This window comes from Methylobacterium sp. PvR107, from assembly GCF_017833295.1.
In the GTDB taxonomy this organism is placed as follows: Bacteria; Pseudomonadota; Alphaproteobacteria; order Rhizobiales; family Beijerinckiaceae; genus Methylobacterium.
Genome location: NZ_JAFIBW010000001.1, coordinates 6,292,976 through 6,312,849, shown reverse-complemented (window position 1 = coordinate 6,312,849; position 19,874 = coordinate 6,292,976). Strand labels below are relative to the sequence as shown.

Here is a 19,874-nt window from a genome sequence, read left to right as displayed (position 1 = left end):
TCAGCCGCGCGCCGTCAGCCGGGCGAAGGACAGGGTGATCCGCCGGGCGGCGGCCTCCGCGGCCGCGCCCTCCAGGGGCACCCGGCGGTCGAGGATCAGCGCGGCGAGCCCGTGGACCAGCGACCAGGCGGCGAGCGTCAGGTCCTCGGCGGACATCCCCGAACCCGCCAGCGCCGCCGCCCGCTCCTCCAGGATCCCGTAGGCCCGCGATTTGCCCGGCGCCCGGCAGGGCCTCATGAACATCAGCCGGAACAGGGCCGGGCGCCGGCAGGCGAAGGCCACGTAGGCCGCCCCCTGCGCGGCCAGCGCCTGGCCCCCCGCCGCGGCGCTGTCGGCGGCCTCCAGGCAGGCGGCGAGATCTTCGAACCCGCTTGCCGCGACGGCTTCGAGAAGATCCTCCTTGTCGGCGAAGTGGCGGTAGGGCGCCATGGCCGAGACGCCGCAGGCCCGGGCCGCCGCGCGCAGCGACAACGCTGTCTCGCCCGCCGTCTCCAGGAGATCCAGGGCGGCGGCGACCAGCGCCGCGCGCAGGTCGCCATGATGATAGGTCCTGTCCGGAATCGATGTTGACACTGTACGCAGACCGCCGCATGTTTACATTGCATACAAGCCTAGGAGGCTGACTCATGCAAGGTGCTCCCGTCCGCCGGTCCGTGGATCTCTCCGGCTATCCCGACCTTGTGGTCGTGTATCTCGGCTTCCGGGTCGCCCGCTGGCGCGGCCTGCTCGCGCTGATGGGCCTCAGCCGCGGCATCGCCGCCTCGGTGCGGAGCCAACCGGACGGGCTGCTGGCGCACGAGAACCTGTTCTTCGGGCTGAACCATGTCGGCATGCGCCAGTACTGGCGCGATCTGGAGAGCCTGGAGACTTTCACCCGGTCGGAGCCGCACCGCACGTGGTGGCGGGACTTCTCCCGGGACTCCAAGGGCTCCGGGTTCTGGCACGAGGCCTATGGGCGGCGCGGCATGGAGGCGATCTATGTCGGCATGCCCGCGCCCACCGGTCTCGGGCTGTTCGCCCCCGAGCGCACCCCGGACGGCGCCTTCCTGTCGTCACGGCAGCGGCTGGCCGCCTGAAAGGGCTCGCCCAAAGGCCCTTCAGGCGGCTATGGGTGCGCGAGACACGCAGCCCGTGATAGCTCAGCCTCACGATGACGAACCACCTCTTCTCCCTGGTGCGGGACGGCGTTCCCGATCCCGCCAAGACCGTGATCGAGACGCCGGAAGGCCGCCGATACAGCTACGCGGACCTGATCGCCCGCTCCGGCGCCTACGCGGCTTCCCTGCGGGCGGCGGGCGTCCAGCCCGGCGACCGGGTGGCCGTGCAGGTCGAGAAGAGCCCCGAGGTGATCTTCCTGTATCTCGGCGTGGTCCGGGCCGGGGCGGTGTTCCTGCCGCTCAACACCGCCTACACCCCGGCGGAGATCGGCTACTTCCTGGGCGACGCCGAGCCCAGCGTGTTCGTCTGCGATCCGGGCAAGCGCGACGCGCTGGCGGAGGCCGCCGCGAAGGTCCGCCAGATCTGGACCCTCGACGCCGCGGGCGGCGGCAGCGCCGCCGAGGCCGCGGACCGGCAGGACGGCGCGTTCGCCGACGTCCCCAGGGGGCCTGAGGATCTCGCGGCGATCCTCTACACCTCGGGCACGACCGGGCGCTCCAAAGGCGCCATGCTGACCCACGACAACCTCGCGTCGAACGCCCGGACCCTCGTCGAGTCCTGGCGGTTCACGGCCGACGACGTGCTGATCCACGCCCTGCCGGTGTTCCACACCCACGGTCTGTTCGTGGCGACCAACACGGTGCTGGCGAGCGGCGGCTCCATGCTGTTCCTGCCCCGGCTCGACCCGAAGCTGATCCTGAGCCTGATGCCGCGGGCCAGCGTCCTGATGGGCGTGCCGACCTTCTACACCCGCCTCCTCAAGGAGCCGGGCCTCACGCCGGAGGCGGCCCGGGGCATGCGGCTGTTCGTGTCAGGCTCGGCGCCGCTTCTGGCGGAGACGCATCGCGAGTGGCAGGCCCGGACCGGCCACGCCATCCTCGAGCGCTACGGCATGACCGAGACCAACATGAGCACCTCGAACCCCTATGACGGGGACCGGGTCGCCGGGACGGTCGGCTTCCCGCTGCCCCGCGTCGCTCTGCGGGTGGTCGATCCGGAGGGCGGGCGCGTGCTCGGCCCGGATTCGGTCGGCATGATCGAGGTGAAGGGCCCGAACGTGTTCCAGGGCTACTGGCGCATGCCCGAGAAGACCGCGGCCGAGTTCCGGGCCGACGGCTTCTTCATCACGGGCGACCTCGGCAAGGTGGATGGCCGGGGCTACGTCCACATCGTCGGGCGCGGCAAGGACCTGATCATCTCGGGCGGCTTCAACGTCTACCCGAAGGAGGTCGAGACCGAGATCGACGCGCTGCCGGGCGTGGTCGAATCCGCGGTGATCGGTCTCGCGCACCCGGATTTCGGCGAGGCCGTCACCGCCGTGGTGGTGGGCGGCGCCGGATGCCCCGACGAGGCCGGCGTGCAGGCCGCCCTGGAGAGCCGGCTCGCCCGGTTCAAGTGCCCCAAGCGCGTCCTGTTCGTGGACGAGCTGCCGCGCAACACCATGGGCAAGGTCCAGAAGAACCTGCTCCGCGAGGCGCATGCGAGGCTGTACCGGGACTGACGCCCCGATCCGGCCGCACCGCCTATGCGAGCGGAGCGAAGCAATCCGGGCCGCGCCACGCCTCTCGACGTCCCGCAGCTCTGGTCACTTCGCTTCTCGCGTGATGACGGGGCCCGGAGCCTGAAGCGGCGCGCGCCCAGCCTGGATCAGAGATTGTGCTGCGTCCGCTCGTCCTCCGGCGGCTTGTGGCCGTCCGGATCCGCCACCTTGCGGGCGGCGGCGTTGAGGTTGTCCGGATCGAGGGCGGTCTGGACGAACTCGCGACCGATATTGGTCACCTCGCGGGCGTAGCGCAGGCCCTGATCGCGCACCTCGTCGGCCCAAGGACCGATGCTCCGGTCCTCCTGGCGGGTGCGCGGCAGCAGCGCGCCGAGCAGCAGGCCGGCGGCGACGCCGACTACGCCGACGAGCAGCGGGTTGTCGTCCACGAACCGCTCGACGGTGGTGCGACCGCGCTGGATCCCGTCGATCCCCTGGCTCGTCAGGTCGTCCAGCGCCCGCATGTTGCGGCGGTGGAGCTGGCCGGCCCGTTCCCGGGCGTCGTCGTAGACCGCGGATGCCCGGTCACGGGCCTGATCAGCCGCCCCGCCGAGGCGGTCGTTGATATCGCTGGCGAAGTCCGACACGGTCCGACGCGCCTGCCCGGCCAAGTCGGCGGCACGGTCGCTCGCCGCCCGGACGCTGTCCTTCGCGGCGGACGCGGCATCCGTTGCCGCGGACGAGCCACCGGATGTCGTGCCGGACGCACCGCCTGCCGAGAGCGGGTCGTGCCGGCCGTGCGGGTCCGGCCGCAGGGTGAAATCGCCCGCCGCCGTACCGGGCGCACCCGGGTCGCCGAGCCCGGCCGGGTCCGGCCGCAGGCCCTTGTCACCGGATCCATGCGGCATCGCGGCCTCGGCGGCGAGCTGCTCGGGAATGCTGGAAGGCGTGGTCGGAATACCCGGCTTGTCGGTCATGGCGCTGTCCTCAGAAATCGGTCTCGGCGGTCCGTGCTCGGCGCCGGTTTGCCCGGCCTTCCGGTCGGGCTCTGTAAGTCTCGTCCCGGGTCCCGCCCGGTCGTCAGATCTCTGTCCTGTCCAGCGGATCGCGGGCCGGGCGCACCGTCGGGAGATCGGGGTCGTAGCCGCGGGCCGCACCGGTGTTCAGCGCGGGCACGCGCTCGGCCGAAACCTCCGTGCGCCGGCGCTGCGCGTCGCGCGCCATCCGGTTGAACAGCAATCCGACACCGGCCGCGATCAGCAGCACCGGCACCGGATTGCGGCGCACCGCTTCCAGGGCCGAATCGTAGGTGCTGTTCAGGGCCGGAACGCGCCGGGCATTGCCCAGCATCTCGTCCACGAGGTTCGGCACCGAGAGCCGGCCCTGGATGCGGTCGATCGTGTCGTCGAGCCGGGCACGGCTCTCCTCGATCTCCTTCTCGAGGTCGTTCATCGTACTCATCCGGACACACGCTCCGACAAGGCCTGGGCATCCTGGCGAACTTGGCGCGTGGTGCGCTTCGGAGCCAGGGTCGAGAGGGAGAGAACGCTGCGCGCCCACAGGGCCATCCCGACGGCGACGACCAGCAGCACGCCGCCGACGATCAGGGCCGAGAGCCATTCGGAGCCCACGACCGTGGCAAGCCACTTCACGAGGGCGCCGATCAGGACCAAGAGGGCGACCACGGCGAACACCGCCGAGCCGACCATGCAGGCCAGGCCCACGATGAGCTGGCGGATGTTGCCCGCCATCTCGGCGCGGAACAGCGCGATCTCCTTGCGGGCGAGCTCGTTGGTCTCCCGCAGGGCGTCGCCGATCAGGCTCTGGATGCTGGAGGCGCCGGCAGAGGGACCGGCTTGGCGCGGATCGGAACCCTGGACCATGACGTCAGGCCCGGAAGCTGTCGCGGGCGTCGCCTTCCGGCGCCTCCGGCGGCAGGCTCGACGACTTGATGAAGCGGGCGGCGATCAGGCCGGCCACGAAGGTGCCCACCGCGACCGCCACCGGCGCACGCCGGGCGAAGGATTCGGCCTCGTTGTAGAAGTCGCCCAGGCTGCGCCGCTCGATCGAGGAGCCGAGCTGCTCCAGACCGTCGGCGGCGCTGTCGAAGAAGGCGCGCACGTTCGGCTTGTCGCCGAGGTCGCGGCCGGAATTGCGGATCGTCTGGGCCAGATCGTGGACCGACTGCGCCGCGTCGCTCTTGCGCTGCTCGACATAGGACTGCGCCTGCAGCCGCGCCGCGTCGAGGAGCCCGCGCCCGCGCTCCGCCGCCACGTCGGCCAGCCCCTCGACATCGCCCTGCAGGGCGCGCCACTGCGCGCGCTCGTCCGCCGTCCCGTGCGGCGCCTCATGGGCCGCCCCGTGCGACGTCTCGCGGAGCGGGTCCGCGAGCGGGTCCCTGGGCGTATCCTGCGGTAACTCGTTGCCGGCCATCTCGAAAACACTCCTCGCGACGCAGGGTCGGCGCCGCTCGCGGCGACCGCGGCCCCCGCGATGGCTGAGTAACCGATTGGGGTGACACCGGTTCCGGTGGGCTCGACGCGCTGAACAGCATCGCGCACCGGCGGTCTTCAGCACCGCTCACTCCGCGTTCAGGCAGCGTCCCGCAGAACAGTGACGCTTGCGCGACGCGCCCCGCCCGACTCGCCGGACGGGGCGCGTCGCGCAAGCCGGTCCGGTTCGGGACGGAGCGGTCGCCCTGTCCGGGAACGGCACGGCCGCGACTTGACCCGGGCCCGGCTTCACGCTTGGGTTGCCCCAGCTTGGGTTGCCCCAGCTTGGGTTGCTCCAAGACACAACAAAGGATCGCGCAGGGCCTACGCGCGTTCTGAGCATAATAGTGAAGTCCCGATGCAGGCGCGGCGAAATTCTCGACCTGACCCGCGCCCCTGATCCGGAGCCGACCCGCGTGGCACGCCTTGTGATCGTATCGAACCGCGTCGCCATCCCGGAAGATGGCGGCAAGGCGGTAGCGGCGGGCGGCCTGGCCGTCGCCGTCAAGGAGGCCTTCTCGGCCTATGAGGGGCTGTGGTTCGGCTGGAGCGGCACGATCACGGACGAGCCCTCCGAGGAACCGACCCTGATCGACCGGGGCCGGGTCCAGTACGCGGTCGTCGACCTTTCACCCCAGGACCACCTGGAATACTACGCCGGCTTCGCGAATCGCGCCCTGTGGCCGATCATGCATTACCGGCTCGGGCTCGGCGCCTTCTCGCGCTCGGATTATGCCGGCTACAGCCGTGTGAACCGCACCTTCGCCCGGGCGCTCGCCAAGCTGGTCGAGCCCGACGACATCATCTGGGTGCACGATTATCACCTGCTGCCGCTCGCGGCCGAACTGCGCGGCCTCGGGCTCGACAACCCGATCGGCTATTTCCACCACATCCCCTGGCCCGCCGCCGACGTGTTCAACTCGCTGCCGGCGAGCACCGAATTGCTGCGCGCGATCGTCGATTACGACCTGATCGGCCTGCAGACCGAGGCGGACGTCCAGAACCTGCAGCGCAACCTCATCGATACCCAGCGGGCGATTCCGCTCGGCGGCGGCTCGCTGATGGTCGACGGTCGCCGCACCCGGATCCGCGCCTTCCCGATCGGCATCGACGTGGCGGGCTTCAAGGATGCCGCCGAGAAGGCCAGCGCCAACAAGGTCGTGCGCGAGACCATCGCGGGCCTGCGCACCCGCAAGCTGCTGATCGGCGTGGACCGGCTCGATTATTCCAAGGGCGTGCCCGAGCGGATGGAGGCGGTGGAGAGCTTCTTCGCCTCCAATCCCGACCAGCGCGGCAACGTCACCTACATCCAGATCACGCCGAAATCCCGCAGCGAGGTGCCGGAATACGAGCAGCTCGCCCGCGACGTGAACGAGAAGGTCGGCGAGATCAACGGCTCGCTGGGCGACCCGGCCTGGACGCCGATCCAGTACATCACCAAGGCCTATCCGCGTCCCGTGCTCGCCGGTCTCTACCGGGCGGCCCGGGTCGGTCTCGTGACGCCGATGCGCGACGGCATGAACCTCGTCGCCAAGGAATACGTCGTCGCCCAGTCGGAGGACGATCCGGGCGTGCTGGTCCTGTCGAAATTCGCCGGCGCTGCCCGGCAATTGCCCGAGGCGCTGCTGATCAACCCCTACGACCGGTTCGAGGTCGCCGAGGCGATCCGCGCCGCGCTCTACATGCCCAAGGCCGAGCGGCTGGCACGCTGGAAGCCGATGGTCGAGCGCATGACCCGCGAGGATGTCGACTGGTGGGCGCGCAACTTCCTGGCCGAGCTCGAGAATTTCCGCACGGTCGAGCGCGAGCCCCCCGCGGCCGCCGCGGCCGCCGAATAGCCGGCGCCGCCCGCTGCTTCCGCCCGCCGCCATCCGTGTGACCGGACGCCCCGCATGATCGCCGTCGATGACGGGATCCCGGCGCCGCTCGGCGCGCATTTCGACGGGCGCGGCGTCAACTTCGCCCTGTTCTCCGAGCACGCCACCGCGGTCGACATCTGCCTGTTCGAGCCCGGCGAGCGGCACGAGACCCGCACGGTCCGGCTGCCCTGCCGGACCGACGACGTCTGGCACGGCTACCTGCGCGGGGTGCTGCCGGGCCAGCTCTACGGCTATCGCGTGCACGGGCCCTGGGATCCGGCGAACGGGCACCGGTTCAACGCCTCGAAGCTGGTGCTCGACCCCTATGCGCGGGAGATCCGCGGCCGGATCCGCTGGCACGACGCGCTCTACGGGCACCGCCGGGGCCGCGAAGACCGGATCGACCGGCGCGACAGCGCGGTCTACATGCCGAAATGCGTGGTCACCGCCCCGGAGGCGCCCAACCTCGCCCTCAATCCGGTGCGCCGGCCGCTCGCCGAGACGGTGGTGTACGAGGCGCACGTCAAGGCGCTGACCCGCGCCCATCCCGATATCCCCGAGGCGGAGCGCGGCACCTACGCGGCGCTCGCCCACCCGGCGATCATCGCGCATCTCGTGAAGCTCGGCGTCACCGCCCTGGAACTCCTGCCGATCCAGGCCTTCGCGGATGACCGCTTCCTGGTCGAGAAGGGACTGGTCAATTTCTGGGGGTATCAGCCCCTCGGCTACTTCGCCCCGGACCCGCGCTACCTGGGGGAGGGCGGCCTCGGCGGCCTGAAGGCGGCGATCTGGGAGCTGAACGCCGCCGGGATCGAGACCTGGCTGGACGTCGTCTACAACCACACCGCCGAGGGCGACCACACCGGCCCGACCCTGTCGTTCCGCGGCATCGACAATGCCAGCTACTACAAGCTGGACCCCGCCGATCCGCGCCGCAATCTCGACTGCACCGGCTGCGGCAACACCTTCGACGCGAGCCACCCGCGGGTGATGCAGCTCGTGCTCGATTCCCTGCGCCACTGGGTGACCGCCTATGGCATCGCGGGCTTCCGCTTCGACCTCGCCTCGAGCCTCGGGCGCGCGCCCATCGCCTTCACCCCGCAGGCGGCCTTCTTCCAGGCGGTGGCGCAGGACCCGGTGCTGGCCCGGGTCAAGATGGTGGCCGAGCCCTGGGACATCGGGGAGGGCGGCTACCAGCTCGGCGGCTACCCGCGCGGCTGGAGCGAGTGGAACGACAAGTTCCGCGACGCCACGCGGGGCTTCTGGAAGGGCGATCCCGGCACGCTCGCCAAGGTCACGCAGGGCCTGACCGGCTCGCGCGAGGTATTCGCGCCGTCGGGGCGCTCGCCGCTCGCCAGCGTCAACTTCATCGCCAGCCACGACGGCTACACGCTGGCCGACACGGTGGCGTACGAGGAGAAGCACAACGCGGCCAACGGCGAGGACAACCGCGACGGCCATAACCACAATGTCAGCCGCAACTACGGCGTCGAGGGCGACACGGACGACCCCGCGATCTTGGCCCTGCGCGCCCGCCAGAAGCGCAACATGCTGGCCACCGTGATGCTGGCCCAGGGCGTGCCGATGCTGCTGATGGGCGACGAGCGCTCCCGCAGCCAGGGCGGCAACAACAACGCCTACGCCCAGGACAACCCGACGAGCTGGATGGACTGGAGCACCGATCCGGATCCCCGGCTCACGGACTTCGTCGCCAACCTCCTGGCCCTGCGTGACGCCCAGCCGGCCCTGCGGCGAAAGCGCTTCTTCACCGGCGCGCTGATCGACCCGGACGAGCCCCTGCGCGACGTGCACTGGCTCGCCCCCGAGGGCACCGAGATGGAGGGGCGCCACTGGTCCGACGACGGGCTGCAGGTGTTCGGCATGCAGATCGGCAATGACGGCGGCCCGGGCGACCGCCTCCTGATGCTGTTCAATGCCGGGGAGGGGGCTCTCACATTCCACCTCACCCCGGTGATCGGCGGCCCGTGGAATCCGGTCTTCGACACGGGCGATCCGGAAGGCGCGCTGCTGCCGGAGGCCCCGGCCTACGAAGCGGGGGCCGCCGTGCCGCTTCCAGGCCGCACGGTCCTGGTGCTCACCGCCGCGGGGACCGAGAACGGGAGCCGGAACGGGTGGGTGTCGGGGCGGTAGGGGCGGGCGCGGGTCCCCTCTCCCGTGCAGGAGAGGCCTGCTGTCGCAGAAAGCCGGGTGAGGGTTGAGCACGCTCCAAACGAAGCACGCTCCGAACGCGCTTCACCGACGTGCTCGATCCTGAACCTTCTCGTCCCTCACCCCAACCCTCTCCCGCCCGGGAGAGGCGGCTTGTCGCGCCTCGCCCGGGTCGGCCTGCGCATGTCGTAGCCCCTCTGCGCGGGACGGAGACCCGCACGCTCCGTCCCCCCATTGCCACACCCCGCGCTCGCCATAGCTGCACTGCGGGAACCGGATCGAACCCGGGGCCTTCTCCCACCACTGGTAGATCCTGCTGCGCTTGTGCCTCGGTGCGCGCGACAAACGACGAGGAATGTGGCCCGATGCGGCGCGCCCACAGCATGGAATTCGGGGCCGAGATGGTCGGGGGCGGGGTGCGCTTCGCCCTCTGGGCGCCCACCGCCCAGAGCGTCGAACTCGTCGTCGACGGCATCGACCATCCGCTGCCCGAATCCGGCGGCGGCTGGCGGCGCACCGCTTTGCCCGGGGTGAAGCCCGGCGCCCGCTACGGCTTCCGCATCGACGGCGGCCTCGTGGCGCCCGATCCCGCCTCCCGCTTCCAGCCCGACGACGTCTCGGGCCTGAGCGAGGTGATCGACCCGCGGGGCTTCGAATGGTCCGACGAGGGCTGGGCCGGCCGGCCCTTCGCGGAGGCGGTGATCTACGAGTGCCATGTCGGCACCGCAACGCCGGAGGGCACCTATGCCGGCCTGCAGGCGCGGCTGTCCGACCTCAAGGCGCTGGGCGTCACCGCCATCGAGCTGCTGCCGCTCGCCGACTTCAAGGGCTCGCGCAACTGGGGCTATGACGGCGTGCTGCCCTACGCCCCCGACGGCGCCTATGGCCGCCCGGACGACCTCAAGCGCCTGATCGACGCCGCCCACGGGCTCGGCCTGATGGTCTATCTCGACGCGGTCTACAACCATTTCGGCCCGGCCGGGAACTACCTCCACGCCTACGCCAAGACCTTCTTCACCGAGCGCCACCAGACCCCCTGGGGCGCGGGCATCAACTTCGACGGCAAGGAGAGCGGCGCCACGGTGCGCCAGTTCTTCATCCAGAACACCTTGTACTGGCTGGAGGAGTACCACTTCGACGGCCTGCGCTTCGACGCGGTCCACGCGATCCTCGACGACTCGCCCCGCCACTTCCTGGCCGAGCTCGGCGAGACGGTCCGCAAGACCTTCCCGAACCGGCAGATCCACCTGATGCTGGAAAACGAGGCCAATCAGGCCCGCTGGCTGGAGCGGGACGCCGCCGGGCGTCCGAAGATGCACGACGCCCAATGGGCCGACGACCTGCACCATTGCTGGCACGTCCTGCTCACCGGCGAGGACGCCGGCTACTATAAGTGCTTTGCCGACAAACCGGTCGAACACCTCGCCCGCTGCCTCGCCGAGGGTTTTGCCTATCAGGGCGAGCCCTTCGCCACGCTCGACAACCACCCCCGCGGCGAGCCCTCCGGGCACCTGCCGCCTTCGGCTTTCGTGACCTTCCTGCAGAACCACGATCAGGTCGGCAACCGCGCCCTGGGCGAGCGGCTCAACCATCTGGCCGACCCGAAAAAGCTCGATCTGGCCCGGGCCGGCTTCCTGCTGGCGCCGCAGATCCCGATGCTCTGGATGGGCGAGGAATGGTCGGCCTCGGCGCCGTTCCTGTTCTTCGTCGATTTCGCGCCGGACGAGGATCTGAACAAGGCGGTGCGCGACGGGCGCCGCCGGGAGTTTAAGAGCTTCGCGGCGTTTGCGGACGACACCTCGAAGATCCCCGATCCGACCGAGCGCGAGACCTTCGCGGCCTCGAAGCTCGACTGGTCCGAGCGCGAGCGCGCGCCGCACCGCGAGGTCCTGGCCGAGACGACCCGGCTCCTCGGCCTGCGCCGCGACGTGGTCGTGCCGCTGGCAAAGTCGGGCTACGACGGTGCCGCCGCCACCCTGCCGCGGGCCGACGTGGTCGATTGCACGTGGCGCTTCGGCGCCGGCACGCTGCGCTTCGTCGCCAATGTCGGGGATGCCCCCTTCGCGCTGGATCCGGGCGGCGCCCAGCTTGTCTGGACCAACGCCCCGGACGGGGCCGGACGCGATCTGCCCTCCTGGACGGGCGTGTTCCTGACGGAGTCCCGCTCGTGAGCGCCCTGGAACAGCTCGCCGATCTCGTCGGCGTCGCCGCCGGCTATACCGATGCCTTCGGCAAGCCGGTCGAGACCGCCCTGGAGGTGCGCCGGGGCCTGCTCGCCGCCCTCGGCTTCGCGGTCGAGGACGAGGCGGCGATCGCCGAGAGCCTCGCCCAGGTCCGGAGCCTGCGCCGCGGCCTGATCCCGCCGCTTCTGCCCGTGGAGGCACGCCGGGCGGCCCGCGTCCCGGTGCGGCTCCAGAACGGCGCGCCCCACACCCTGGTCTGGCGCCTCGTCGACGCGCGCGGCACGGCCCGCGAGGGCAGGGCCAACCCGCAAGGGTCCGAGCCGGGCTTCGAGCTGCCGCCGCTGACGCCGGGCTATCACCGCCTCACCGTCCAGGCCGGGCAGACCCGCACCGAAGCCTGGGTGATCGCCGCGCCGCAGCGCTGCTGGCGCCCGCGCCCCTACACCGAGGAGGGGGCCTCCGACTGGGGCCTGGCCGCCCAGCTCTACGGACTGCGTTCGGCCAGCAATATCGGCATCGGCACCTACGCGGATGCCGGCGAGGCCGCCCGCGAGGCCGCCCTGCGCGGCGCGGCCTTCCTGGGCTTGAGCCCGGTCCACGCCCTGTTCGCCTCGGACCGGACCAAGATCTCGCCCTACTCGCCGTCCTCGCGCCTGTTCCTGGAGACCCTGTTCATCGCCCCGCGCAGCCTGCCGGGGCTCGCCGGATCCCGGGCCGAGGCGCTGCTCGCCGAGCGCGAAGACGCCATCACGGCGCTCCGCGAGGCCGCCCTCGTGGACCATCAGGGCGTGCACGACGTGCTCGATCCGGTGCTCCGGGCCCTCTGGCAGGATTCGCCCGCCCGGGCCGGCACCGATGCGGGCTTCGAGGGCTTCCGCCAGGAGGGCGGCGCGGATCTCGAAGCGCACGCGATCTTCGAGGCCCTGTCGGAGCATTTCCGGGGGCAGGGGGCGCACTGGCTGGGCGACTGGCCGGAGGATTATCGCCGGGCCGGCACCGAGGCCGTGGCGGCCTTCGCGGCGGAGAACGCCGAGTTGGTCGGCTACCATGCCTGGCTGCAATATCTGGCCGATCAGCAGCTCGCCGAGGCCTCCGCGGCAGCGCTCGGTGCCGGCATGCGGGTCGGGCTCTACCGCGACCTCGCGGTCGGCGCCGACCGGGGCGGGTCCGAGATCTGGTCGCATCCCGAGCGCTTCGCCGACAAGGTCTCGATCGGCGCGCCGCCGGACCTGCTGGCGCCCAAGGGCCAGAACTGGGGTCTGCCGGCCTTCGACCCGCTGGCGATGGAGCGCGACGGGCTCGCGGCCTTCCGCGCCCTGGTCCAGGCCAACATGCGCCATGCCGGCGCGATCCGGATCGACCATGCCTTCCAGCTCGCCCGGCTGTTCCTGATCCCGCTCGGCGCGGGCGCCCAGGCCGGCGCCTACATGGCCATGCCGTTCGAGCCGATGCTGGCGGTGCTGCGGCTGGAGAGCCACCGCAACAAGTGCCTCGTGATCGCGGAAGACCTCGGCACCGCGCCCGAGGGGTTCTCCGACGCGCTGATGCGGGCCGGGGTGCTGAGCTACCGGATCCTCGCCTTCGAGCGCGAGGCCGACGGCCGGTTCAAGCCGCCCTCGGCCTATCCGCGCGACGCGCTCACCGCGATCACCACCCACGATCTGCCGACCTTCGTCGGCTGGTGGCGCGGGGTCGACACCGACACCCGACAGTCGCTGGGGCTCTACGATCAGGACCGGGCCGAGGCCGAGCGGGGCGAGCGCGTCGTCGAGCGCCGCCGCCTCGCCGAGGCGCTGGCGGCCGAGCAGCTCATCCCCGCCGCCGAGCCACCGGAGGCCGCGCCGTTCGAGGCCGCCGCCCGCTACCTCGCCCGCGCCCCCGCGATGCTCACAGCCGTCCAGTACGAGGACGTGGTCTCGGAACTCGCCCAGGCCAACGTGCCGGGCTCGACCGAGGGCTATCCGAACTGGCGGCGCAAGCTCGACCGGGAGCTGGCGGACATCGCCGCCCCGGGCGGCCCGCTGGCGAAGCTCGCAGCCGCCCTCTCGGCCGAGGCCCGGGGCCCGCGCTCGGGCGCGGCACGGCTCGCGGCGCCGCCGCCCCGCTCGACCTACCGGCTGCAATTCCACAAGGACTTCACCTTCGCGGATGCGGGCAAGATCATCCCCTACCTGCACCGGCTCGGGATCAGCCACGTCTACGCCTCGCCGCTCCAGAAGGCGCGGCCGGGCTCGACCCACGGCTACGACATCGTCGACCACGGCACGATCAACCCGGAACTCGGCGGCGAGGCGGGCTTCATCCGGCTCTCCGAGGCGCTGCATGCGCACGGCATCAAGCTGCTGCTCGACATCGTCCCGAACCACATGGGCGTCGGCGGGTCCGACAACCCGTGGTGGCTGTCGGTGCTGGAATGGGGCTCCCTGTCGCCGTTCGCCGATGCCTTCGACATCGACTGGCAGCGGCTCGGCGCCGGGCGCAACCTCGTGATCCCGTTCCTCGGCGACCGCTACGGCGAGGCTTTGGAGAAGGGCACGCTGGAGCTGAAGTTCGATCCCGACACGGGCGCCTTCAGCGTCTGGCACTACGAGCACCAGCTGCCGATCCGCCCCTTGAGCTACCCGACCATCCTCAACCGGGTGATCGCCGCCATCGGGGCCGTGGACGACGACACCACCGCGGAACTGCTCGCCATCTCCGAGCGGCTGCGGGCGATGTCGATCGACACCGACGAGACCCGCCGCAGGAGTTTCCCGGAGGAGGCCGAGGAGCTGAAGCGCCGGCTCGCCGAGATCTACGGCGTGTCGCCGCTGATCCAGGAGGCCACCGCCAGCACGCTGGCGCTGCTCAACGGCTTCAAGGGCCGCCCGGACAGTTTCGGGCCGCTGCACCGGCTCCTGGAGGCGCAGGCCTACCGGCTGGCCCATTGGCGCGTGGCGTCGAGCGACATCAATTACCGCCGCTTCTTCGACGTGAATTCCCTGGCGGGATTGCGGGTCGAGCTGTCCGACATCTTCCACCGCTCCCACGAGACCGTGTTCCGGCACGTCCGCGAGGGCCGGATCGACGGCTTGCGGATCGACCACATCGACGGCCTCGCCGACCCGCTGGGCTATGCGCGGGCGCTGCAGGCGGCGGTCGGGCCGGGCTTCTACGTGGTGGTCGAAAAGATCCTGGAGCCGGGCGAGCGGCTGCGGCCCTGGCCGGTGGCCGGGACCACGGGCTACGACGTGCTCAACCAGCTCGACGGCATTCTCGTCGACAAGTCCCGGCGCGGGAAGGTCGAGCGGCTCTACACCTGGGCCACGGGCTTCGACGAGCCCTACGGCTTCCAGCTCCGCGCCGCCAAGGCCGAGATCCTCGAGATCAGCTTCGCGAGCGAGCTGGAGGTGCTGACCACCGACCTCAAGGAGGTCGCCGACGCCGACCGGCGCACCCGCGACTTCACCGTCAATGCCCTGCGCCGGGCGCTGATCGAGATCATCGCGCGCTTCCCGACCTATCGGAGCTACTTGCCGCCGGAGCTGGAGGAGGGCGAGGTCGAGCCCGAGGACGTGCGCCTGATCGAGGGTGCGGTCGCCAAGGCCAAGCGCTGGTCGAGCCTGCCGGACCGCTCGGTCCACGACTTCGCCGCCGAGGTCCTGCTCGGGCGGATCGAGACCACGGGCCCCGGCCGGCCGGACCCGCGGGTGGTGCTGCGCTTCCGCCGCCGGTTCCAGCAGCTCACCGGCCCGGTCATGGCCAAAAGCCTGGAGGACACGCTGTTCTACCGCTACGCCTGTCTCCTCGGCCTCAACGAGGTCGGCGGCGATCCGGGCGAGTACGGGATCGACGCGGAGCATTTCCACGACCTGCAGATCGCCCGCGCCCGCGACTGGCCGAGCGCGATGATCACCACCGCAACCCACGACACCAAGCGCGGCGAGGATGCCCGCACCCGGCTGCTGGCCCTCTCGGAGATCCCGGAGGAATGGGCCAAGGCCTGGGACCTGTGGCAGCGGACAGCCGGCCCGCACCTCGCCCGGATCGACGGCGAGCCGGCCCCCGACGCCAACGACCAGTGGATGTTCTTCCAGGCGATCCTGGGGGCCTGGCCGCTCGCGCTGCTGGAGCGGGACGAGGCCGGGGCGATCACGGATTTCCGCGACCGGCTGATCGCCTACGGCGAGAAGGCCATGCGCGAGGGCAAGCGCCGGTCGAGCTGGGTCAACGTCGACGAGGTCTACGAGGGCGCGGTCAAGCGGCTGTTCACGGCGCTGATCGCCCCGGGCTCGGATTTCCTGAGCGCGCTCCGGCCCTTCGCCCGGCGGCTCGCCCATCTCGGCATGCTGGCGAGCCTCGGCCGGACGGTCCTGAAATGCACCCTGCCCGGCCTGCCCGACACCTACCAGGGCACGGAGATCTGGGACTTCTCCTTCGTCGACCCCGACAATCGCCGCCCGGTGGACTACCCGGCGCTGGAACGGATGCGCGAACAGGGCGGAGATCCGTCGGAACTGCTGGGCCACTGGCCGGACGGGCGGGTCAAGCAGGCGACGCTCACGCGGCTGCTCGCCGAGCGGGCCGAGCGCCCGGACTTCTACGCCAGCGCCGCCTACGAGCCCGTCGACGCAACGGGTCCCCGAGCCGGCCACGTGCTCGCCTACCGGCGGACCGATCCCGGCCAGGAGGGCGCCGACCTGTTCGTGGCGGTGCCGCGGCTGGTGGCGGGTTTGGTCGGCGAGGCGACGTGGTCGGGCGAGGCCTTCGCGGGCACCCGGGTCGAGCTCGGGACGGGGACCCGCTGGCGGGACCTCGCAACCGGGCGGATCGTTGAGAGCCAGGGGGAGGGGACCGATCTCGGCGACCTCCTGCGCGACCTGCCCTACGCGGTGCTGCGGCGGGAGCCGTGACCGGGCCGTCATCGCGAGCGCAGCGAAGCGACCCAGGGCAGCGCGACCTGGATCAGCGTGGCGCTTCTGGATTGCTTCGCTCCGGTCGCAGGGGCGGCGGCAGTCCGGGCGTCTCTTCCGGTGCCGCCTCCGCAGCCCTGTCACGCAACTCTGCTGAGACACGGCGGACCGGATCGCGCGGCACAGCCCGGCGGTTCGGGCGTTACGACACTGGGAACGGGAGCCGAGAGGCAGCATGAACGCACCGACCAAAGCCGCTGCGACGTCCGGGGCCGAGGCCGTCCTGCCGGCCGCGCTGGCGCCCCGGGCCGAGGGGCCGCGGATCTACAATCTGTTCCCGCTCCTGGTCGGGCGCGTCGCGGACTGGATCGCCGAGCTGCCGCGGATCGCCGCGCTCGGCTTCGACTGGGTCTATCTCAACCCGTTCCACCAGACCGGCGGCTCCCGGAGCCTCTACGCGGTGGCCGACCCGGAGCGCCTCGACGCGCGATTCCGCGATCCCGACGGCACGCCCGACGACGAGCAGATCCGCCGCTTCTGCACCGCCGCCGCGGCGCTGGGCCTGTCGGTGATGACCGACCTCGTGATCAACCACACCGCCGACAACGCCCGGCTCGCCACCGAGCGGCCCGACCTGTTCATGAAGGAGCCCGACGGCTCGATCATGCATCCGGCCGCCGTCGACCCGGACGACCCGTCGATCCGCACGATCTGGGGCGATCTGGCCGAGCTCGACTACCACACGCCGGCTGCCCGGGACGAGCTGACCCGGATCTGGGGCGCCTACGTGGCGCATCTCCAGAGCCTCGGCGTCGCGGGCTTCCGGTGCGACGCCGCCTACAAGGTCCCGCCCGAGACCTGGCGCGTCCTGATCGGGGAGGCCAAGGCCCGCGATCCCGCCTGCCTGTTCGCCGCCGAGACCCTGGGCTGCACCTTCGAGGAGGCCCGGGCCACGGCCGGCGCCGGCTTCGACTATCTGTTCAACTCCTTCGCGTGGTGGGACCTGAAGAAGCCCTGGGCGCTGGAGCAGTACGAGCGCCTGCGGGTGCTGGCCCCCTCGATCGCCTTCCCCGAGAACCACGACATGAAGCGGCTCGCCGCCGAGATCGGCGGCGGCCCGGAGGCGGTGGCGGCGCATCTGCGCACCCGTTACGCGCTCGCCGCCTTCTTCTCGGCCGGCGTGCTGATGCCGATCGGCTACGAGTGGGGCTACCGCCGGGCGCTGCACGTGGTCGAGACCACCCCGCGCGACCGCGAGAACGAGACCGGCCTCGACATCTCCGACTCGATCCGGGCGATCAACGCCCTGCGGGCGGAGCTGCCGGCCGCCAATGTCGAGGGCTCGCAGATCCGGATCTCGGCGCCCGACAGCGATCTGGTGGCGCTCGCCCGCTTCGACACCGGCCACCCGGCCTCGGCCCGGCACGGGCTGATCGTGCTCTACAACCCGACCGACAAGCCGGTGCCGGTCGAGGCCGGGTCGCTCATCGCCCGCACCGGCGGCATGCTCGGCACCTTCGTCGACCGGACCCCGGAGGCCGAGCCGATCGCCTTCCACCCCGGCAGCGCCATCGATCTGATGCCGGGCGAGCTGCGCATCCTCGCCGCCAGCGCGCAGGCGGTCGCCCGGCAGCCGACGCGCGGCACCCCGGACGGCGAGGGCCGGGTGGTGATCGAGGCGGTCAGCCCTGAGCTCGACGGCGGTCGCTCGCCGGTGAAGCGGATCGTCGGCGAGTCCCTGCGGGTCGAGGCCGATATCTTCTCCGACGGCCACGAGATCATCGACGCCGCGATCCTGTCGCGAATCGCCGGCAGTGAGGCGTGGCGCGAGGACCCGATGGTCTTCGTCGACAACGACCGCTGGGCCGGGCAATTCCCCCTGGAGCAGAACGCCCGCTACGAGTTCACCCTGATCGCGTGGCGCGACGCCTTCTCGTCCTGGGTGCGTGATACCCTGAAGAAGCGCGCCGCCGGCGTCGACGTGCGCCTGGAGACGATCGAGGGCGTGGCCCTGGTCGGGACCGCCGCGTCGCTCGCCCGCAGCCGGGGCGGCCGCGACGCCGACCGGCTCGCCGCCCTGGTCGCGGCGCTCGCCGCCGAGGAGACGGGCTCGGCCGCCCAGCTCGACCGGATCCTCCAACCCGACGCGTCGAGCCTCGTGCGCCGGAACGCCGAGCGGGTGAACCTGACCCGCTATCCCGTGACCCTGCCGGTGATCGCCGACCGCCTCGCGGCCCGGTTCTCCGCCTGGTACGAGATCTTCCCGCGCTCCCAGTCGATGGACGTCAACCGCCACGGCACCTTCGACGACGTGATCCGGCGCCTGCCGGAGATCCGCGAGCTCGGCTTCGACGTCCTCTACTTCACGCCGATCCACCCCGTGGGCCGGACCAACCGCAAGGGGAAGAACAACACCCTCACGGCCGAGCCCGGCGATGTCGGCTCGGTCTACGCGGTGGGCGCGGAGGAGGGCGGCCACGAGGCCGTGCATCCCGACCTCGGCACGCTCGCGGATTTCGAGCGGCTGGTCGCGGCGAGCCACGCCTACGGGATGGAGATCGCCCTCGATTTCGCGATCCAGTGCTCGCCGGACCATCCCTGGATCAGGAACCACCCGGAATGGTTCGAGTGGCGCCCGGACGGCACGCTGAAATTCGCCGAGAACCCCCCGAAGAAGTACGAGGACATCTCGAACGTCCACTTCTACGGCGGCGCCCTGCCCGCGCTCTGGATCGAATTGCGCGACATCCTGCTCGGCTGGTGCGCAAGAGGCGTGCGCATCTTCCGGGTCGACAACCCGCACACCAAGCCGATCCCGTTCTGGGAATGGGTGATCGGCGAGGTCAACGGCCAGTATCCGGACGCGATCTTCCTCGCCGAGGCCTTCACCCGGCCGAAGATGATGAAGAAGCTCGCCAAGGCCGGCTACCAGCAGAGCTACACCTACTTCACGTGGCGCAACACGAAGCAGGAGCTCACCGATTACGCCCTGGAACTCGCCGGTGAGATGGGCGAATACTACCGCCCGAATTTTTTCGCCAACACGCCCGACATCAACCCGTATTTCCTCCAGACCAGCGGACGCGCGGGCTTCGTGATCCGGGGCACGCTCGCCGCGACCCTGTCGTCGGTCTACGGCATCTACAACGGCTTCGAGCTGTGCGAGGCCGCGCCCTACCCGGGCAAGGAGGAGTATCTCAACTCCGAGAAGTACGAGCTGAAGGCCTGGGACTACGACCGCCCCGGCAACATCCGCGAGCACATCGTCAAGCTCAACAGGATCCGGCGCGAGAATCCCGCGCTCTGGGACTTCCGCAACGTGGTCTTCACCGGGGCCTTCAACGACCAGATCATCGCCTACGCCAAGGCGACGCCCGAGCGCGACAATTGCATCTTCACCATGGTCAACCTCGATCCGAAGAACCGCCAGGAATGCACCTACGAGGTGCCGCTCTGGCTGCTGGGCCTGCCGGACGACGGCGCCGTGGAGGTGGAGGATCTGCTCCAGGGCTACCGGTTCGAGCTGCGGGGCAAGTCCCACCGCATCGCGCTGGATCCGGCCGAGCGATCCTGCGTCATCTGGCGCTTGCGGGCGCCGCGGCGGGTTGCGGGCTGAGGCCGCCCGTGGCACTCGACCATGA

The 19,874-nt window shown here is 71.1% G+C and carries 12 protein-coding genes; 7 read left to right on the top strand and 5 right to left on the bottom strand.

Annotation, left to right across the window (positions count from 1 at the left end; translation table 11 throughout):
* The gene (locus JOE48_RS29820) at positions 1–573 is read right to left on the bottom strand and encodes a TetR-like C-terminal domain-containing protein (RefSeq protein WP_312893398.1); all 573 of its coding nucleotides are present in this window, start codon (positions 571–573) and stop codon (positions 1–3) included.
* A 53-nt stretch (positions 574–626) separates the two neighbouring features.
* Here JOE48_RS29820 and JOE48_RS29815 point away from each other — a divergent pair, with 53 nt between their 5' ends.
* Positions 627–1,076 carry a monooxygenase family protein gene (locus JOE48_RS29815; RefSeq protein WP_210035432.1) on the top strand — a complete coding sequence of 150 codons (450 nt, stop codon included), beginning with the start codon at positions 627–629 and terminating at the stop codon, positions 1,074–1,076.
* Between the two features lie 74 nt (positions 1,077–1,150).
* Positions 1,151–2,659, top strand: coding sequence for a malonyl-CoA synthase (locus JOE48_RS29810; RefSeq protein ID WP_210035431.1), 1,509 nt, complete (start codon positions 1,151–1,153; stop codon positions 2,657–2,659).
* A gap of 146 nt (positions 2,660–2,805) precedes the next feature.
* Here the strand turns inward: JOE48_RS29810 and JOE48_RS29805 are convergent, their stop codons facing one another.
* The 4 genes from JOE48_RS29805 to JOE48_RS29790 all read right to left on the bottom strand — a co-directional run bounded on the left by JOE48_RS29805 (position 2,806) and on the right by JOE48_RS29790 (position 5,071).
* Positions 2,806–3,615 (bottom strand): hypothetical protein, encoded by an 810-nt coding sequence (locus tag JOE48_RS29805; RefSeq protein ID WP_210035430.1) that lies wholly within the window; start codon positions 3,613–3,615, stop codon positions 2,806–2,808.
* A gap of 103 nt (positions 3,616–3,718) precedes the next feature.
* Positions 3,719–4,090 (bottom strand): DUF3618 domain-containing protein, encoded by a 372-nt coding sequence (locus JOE48_RS29800; RefSeq protein WP_210035429.1) that lies wholly within the window; start codon positions 4,088–4,090, stop codon positions 3,719–3,721.
* Positions 4,091–4,095: 5 nt separating this feature from the next.
* On the bottom strand, positions 4,096–4,521 hold the full coding sequence (locus JOE48_RS29795; protein WP_210035428.1) for a phage holin family protein: 426 nt from the start codon (positions 4,519–4,521) through the stop codon (positions 4,096–4,098).
* A 4-nt stretch (positions 4,522–4,525) separates the two neighbouring features.
* Positions 4,526–5,071 (bottom strand): hypothetical protein, encoded by a 546-nt coding sequence (locus JOE48_RS29790; protein ID WP_210035427.1) that lies wholly within the window; start codon positions 5,069–5,071, stop codon positions 4,526–4,528.
* A gap of 475 nt (positions 5,072–5,546) precedes the next feature.
* Here JOE48_RS29790 and JOE48_RS29785 point away from each other — a divergent pair, with 475 nt between their 5' ends.
* The 5 genes from JOE48_RS29785 (at position 5,547) to JOE48_RS29765 (ending at position 19,849) form a co-directional block, all read left to right on the top strand.
* Positions 5,547–6,968, top strand: a complete 1,422-nt coding sequence (locus tag JOE48_RS29785; RefSeq protein WP_210035425.1) for a trehalose-6-phosphate synthase — start codon at positions 5,547–5,549, stop codon at positions 6,966–6,968.
* Between the two features lie 54 nt (positions 6,969–7,022).
* Positions 7,023–9,140, top strand: coding sequence for a glycogen debranching protein GlgX (glgX, locus tag JOE48_RS29780; RefSeq protein ID WP_210035423.1), 2,118 nt, complete (start codon positions 7,023–7,025; stop codon positions 9,138–9,140).
* A 383-nt stretch (positions 9,141–9,523) separates the two neighbouring features.
* Complete coding sequence (gene treZ / locus JOE48_RS29775) at positions 9,524–11,329, top strand: malto-oligosyltrehalose trehalohydrolase (protein WP_210035421.1); 1,806 nt, start codon at positions 9,524–9,526, stop codon at positions 11,327–11,329.
* Positions 11,326–16,233 carry a malto-oligosyltrehalose synthase gene (locus tag JOE48_RS29770; RefSeq protein ID WP_210035419.1) on the top strand — a complete coding sequence of 1,636 codons (4,908 nt, stop codon included), beginning with the start codon at positions 11,326–11,328 and terminating at the stop codon, positions 16,231–16,233. The genes treZ and JOE48_RS29770 overlap by 4 nt, the downstream gene beginning before the upstream one ends.
* Positions 16,234–16,468: 235 nt before the next feature.
* Positions 16,469–19,849 carry a maltotransferase domain-containing protein gene (locus JOE48_RS29765; RefSeq protein ID WP_210035417.1) on the top strand — a complete coding sequence of 1,127 codons (3,381 nt, stop codon included), beginning with the start codon at positions 16,469–16,471 and terminating at the stop codon, positions 19,847–19,849.
* Positions 19,850–19,874: the final 25 nt, after the last annotated feature.

Coding starts and splice junctions, on each gene's coding strand:
- treZ (WP_210035421.1), top strand. CDS start 9,524: ATGCGGCGCGCCCACAGCATGGAATTCGGGGCCGAGATGGTCGGGGGC.
- JOE48_RS29805 (WP_210035430.1), bottom strand. CDS start 3,615: ATGACCGACAAGCCGGGTATTCCGACCACGCCTTCCAGCATTCCCGAG.
- JOE48_RS29795 (WP_210035428.1), bottom strand. CDS start 4,521: ATGGTCCAGGGTTCCGATCCGCGCCAAGCCGGTCCCTCTGCCGGCGCC.
- JOE48_RS29800 (WP_210035429.1), bottom strand. CDS start 4,090: ATGAACGACCTCGAGAAGGAGATCGAGGAGAGCCGTGCCCGGCTCGAC.
- JOE48_RS29765 (WP_210035417.1), top strand. CDS start 16,469: ATGAACGCACCGACCAAAGCCGCTGCGACGTCCGGGGCCGAGGCCGTC.
- JOE48_RS29815 (WP_210035432.1), top strand. CDS start 627: ATGCAAGGTGCTCCCGTCCGCCGGTCCGTGGATCTCTCCGGCTATCCC.
- glgX (WP_210035423.1), top strand. CDS start 7,023: ATGATCGCCGTCGATGACGGGATCCCGGCGCCGCTCGGCGCGCATTTC.
- JOE48_RS29790 (WP_210035427.1), bottom strand. CDS start 5,071: ATGGCCGGCAACGAGTTACCGCAGGATACGCCCAGGGACCCGCTCGCG.
- JOE48_RS29810 (WP_210035431.1), top strand. CDS start 1,151: ATGACGAACCACCTCTTCTCCCTGGTGCGGGACGGCGTTCCCGATCCC.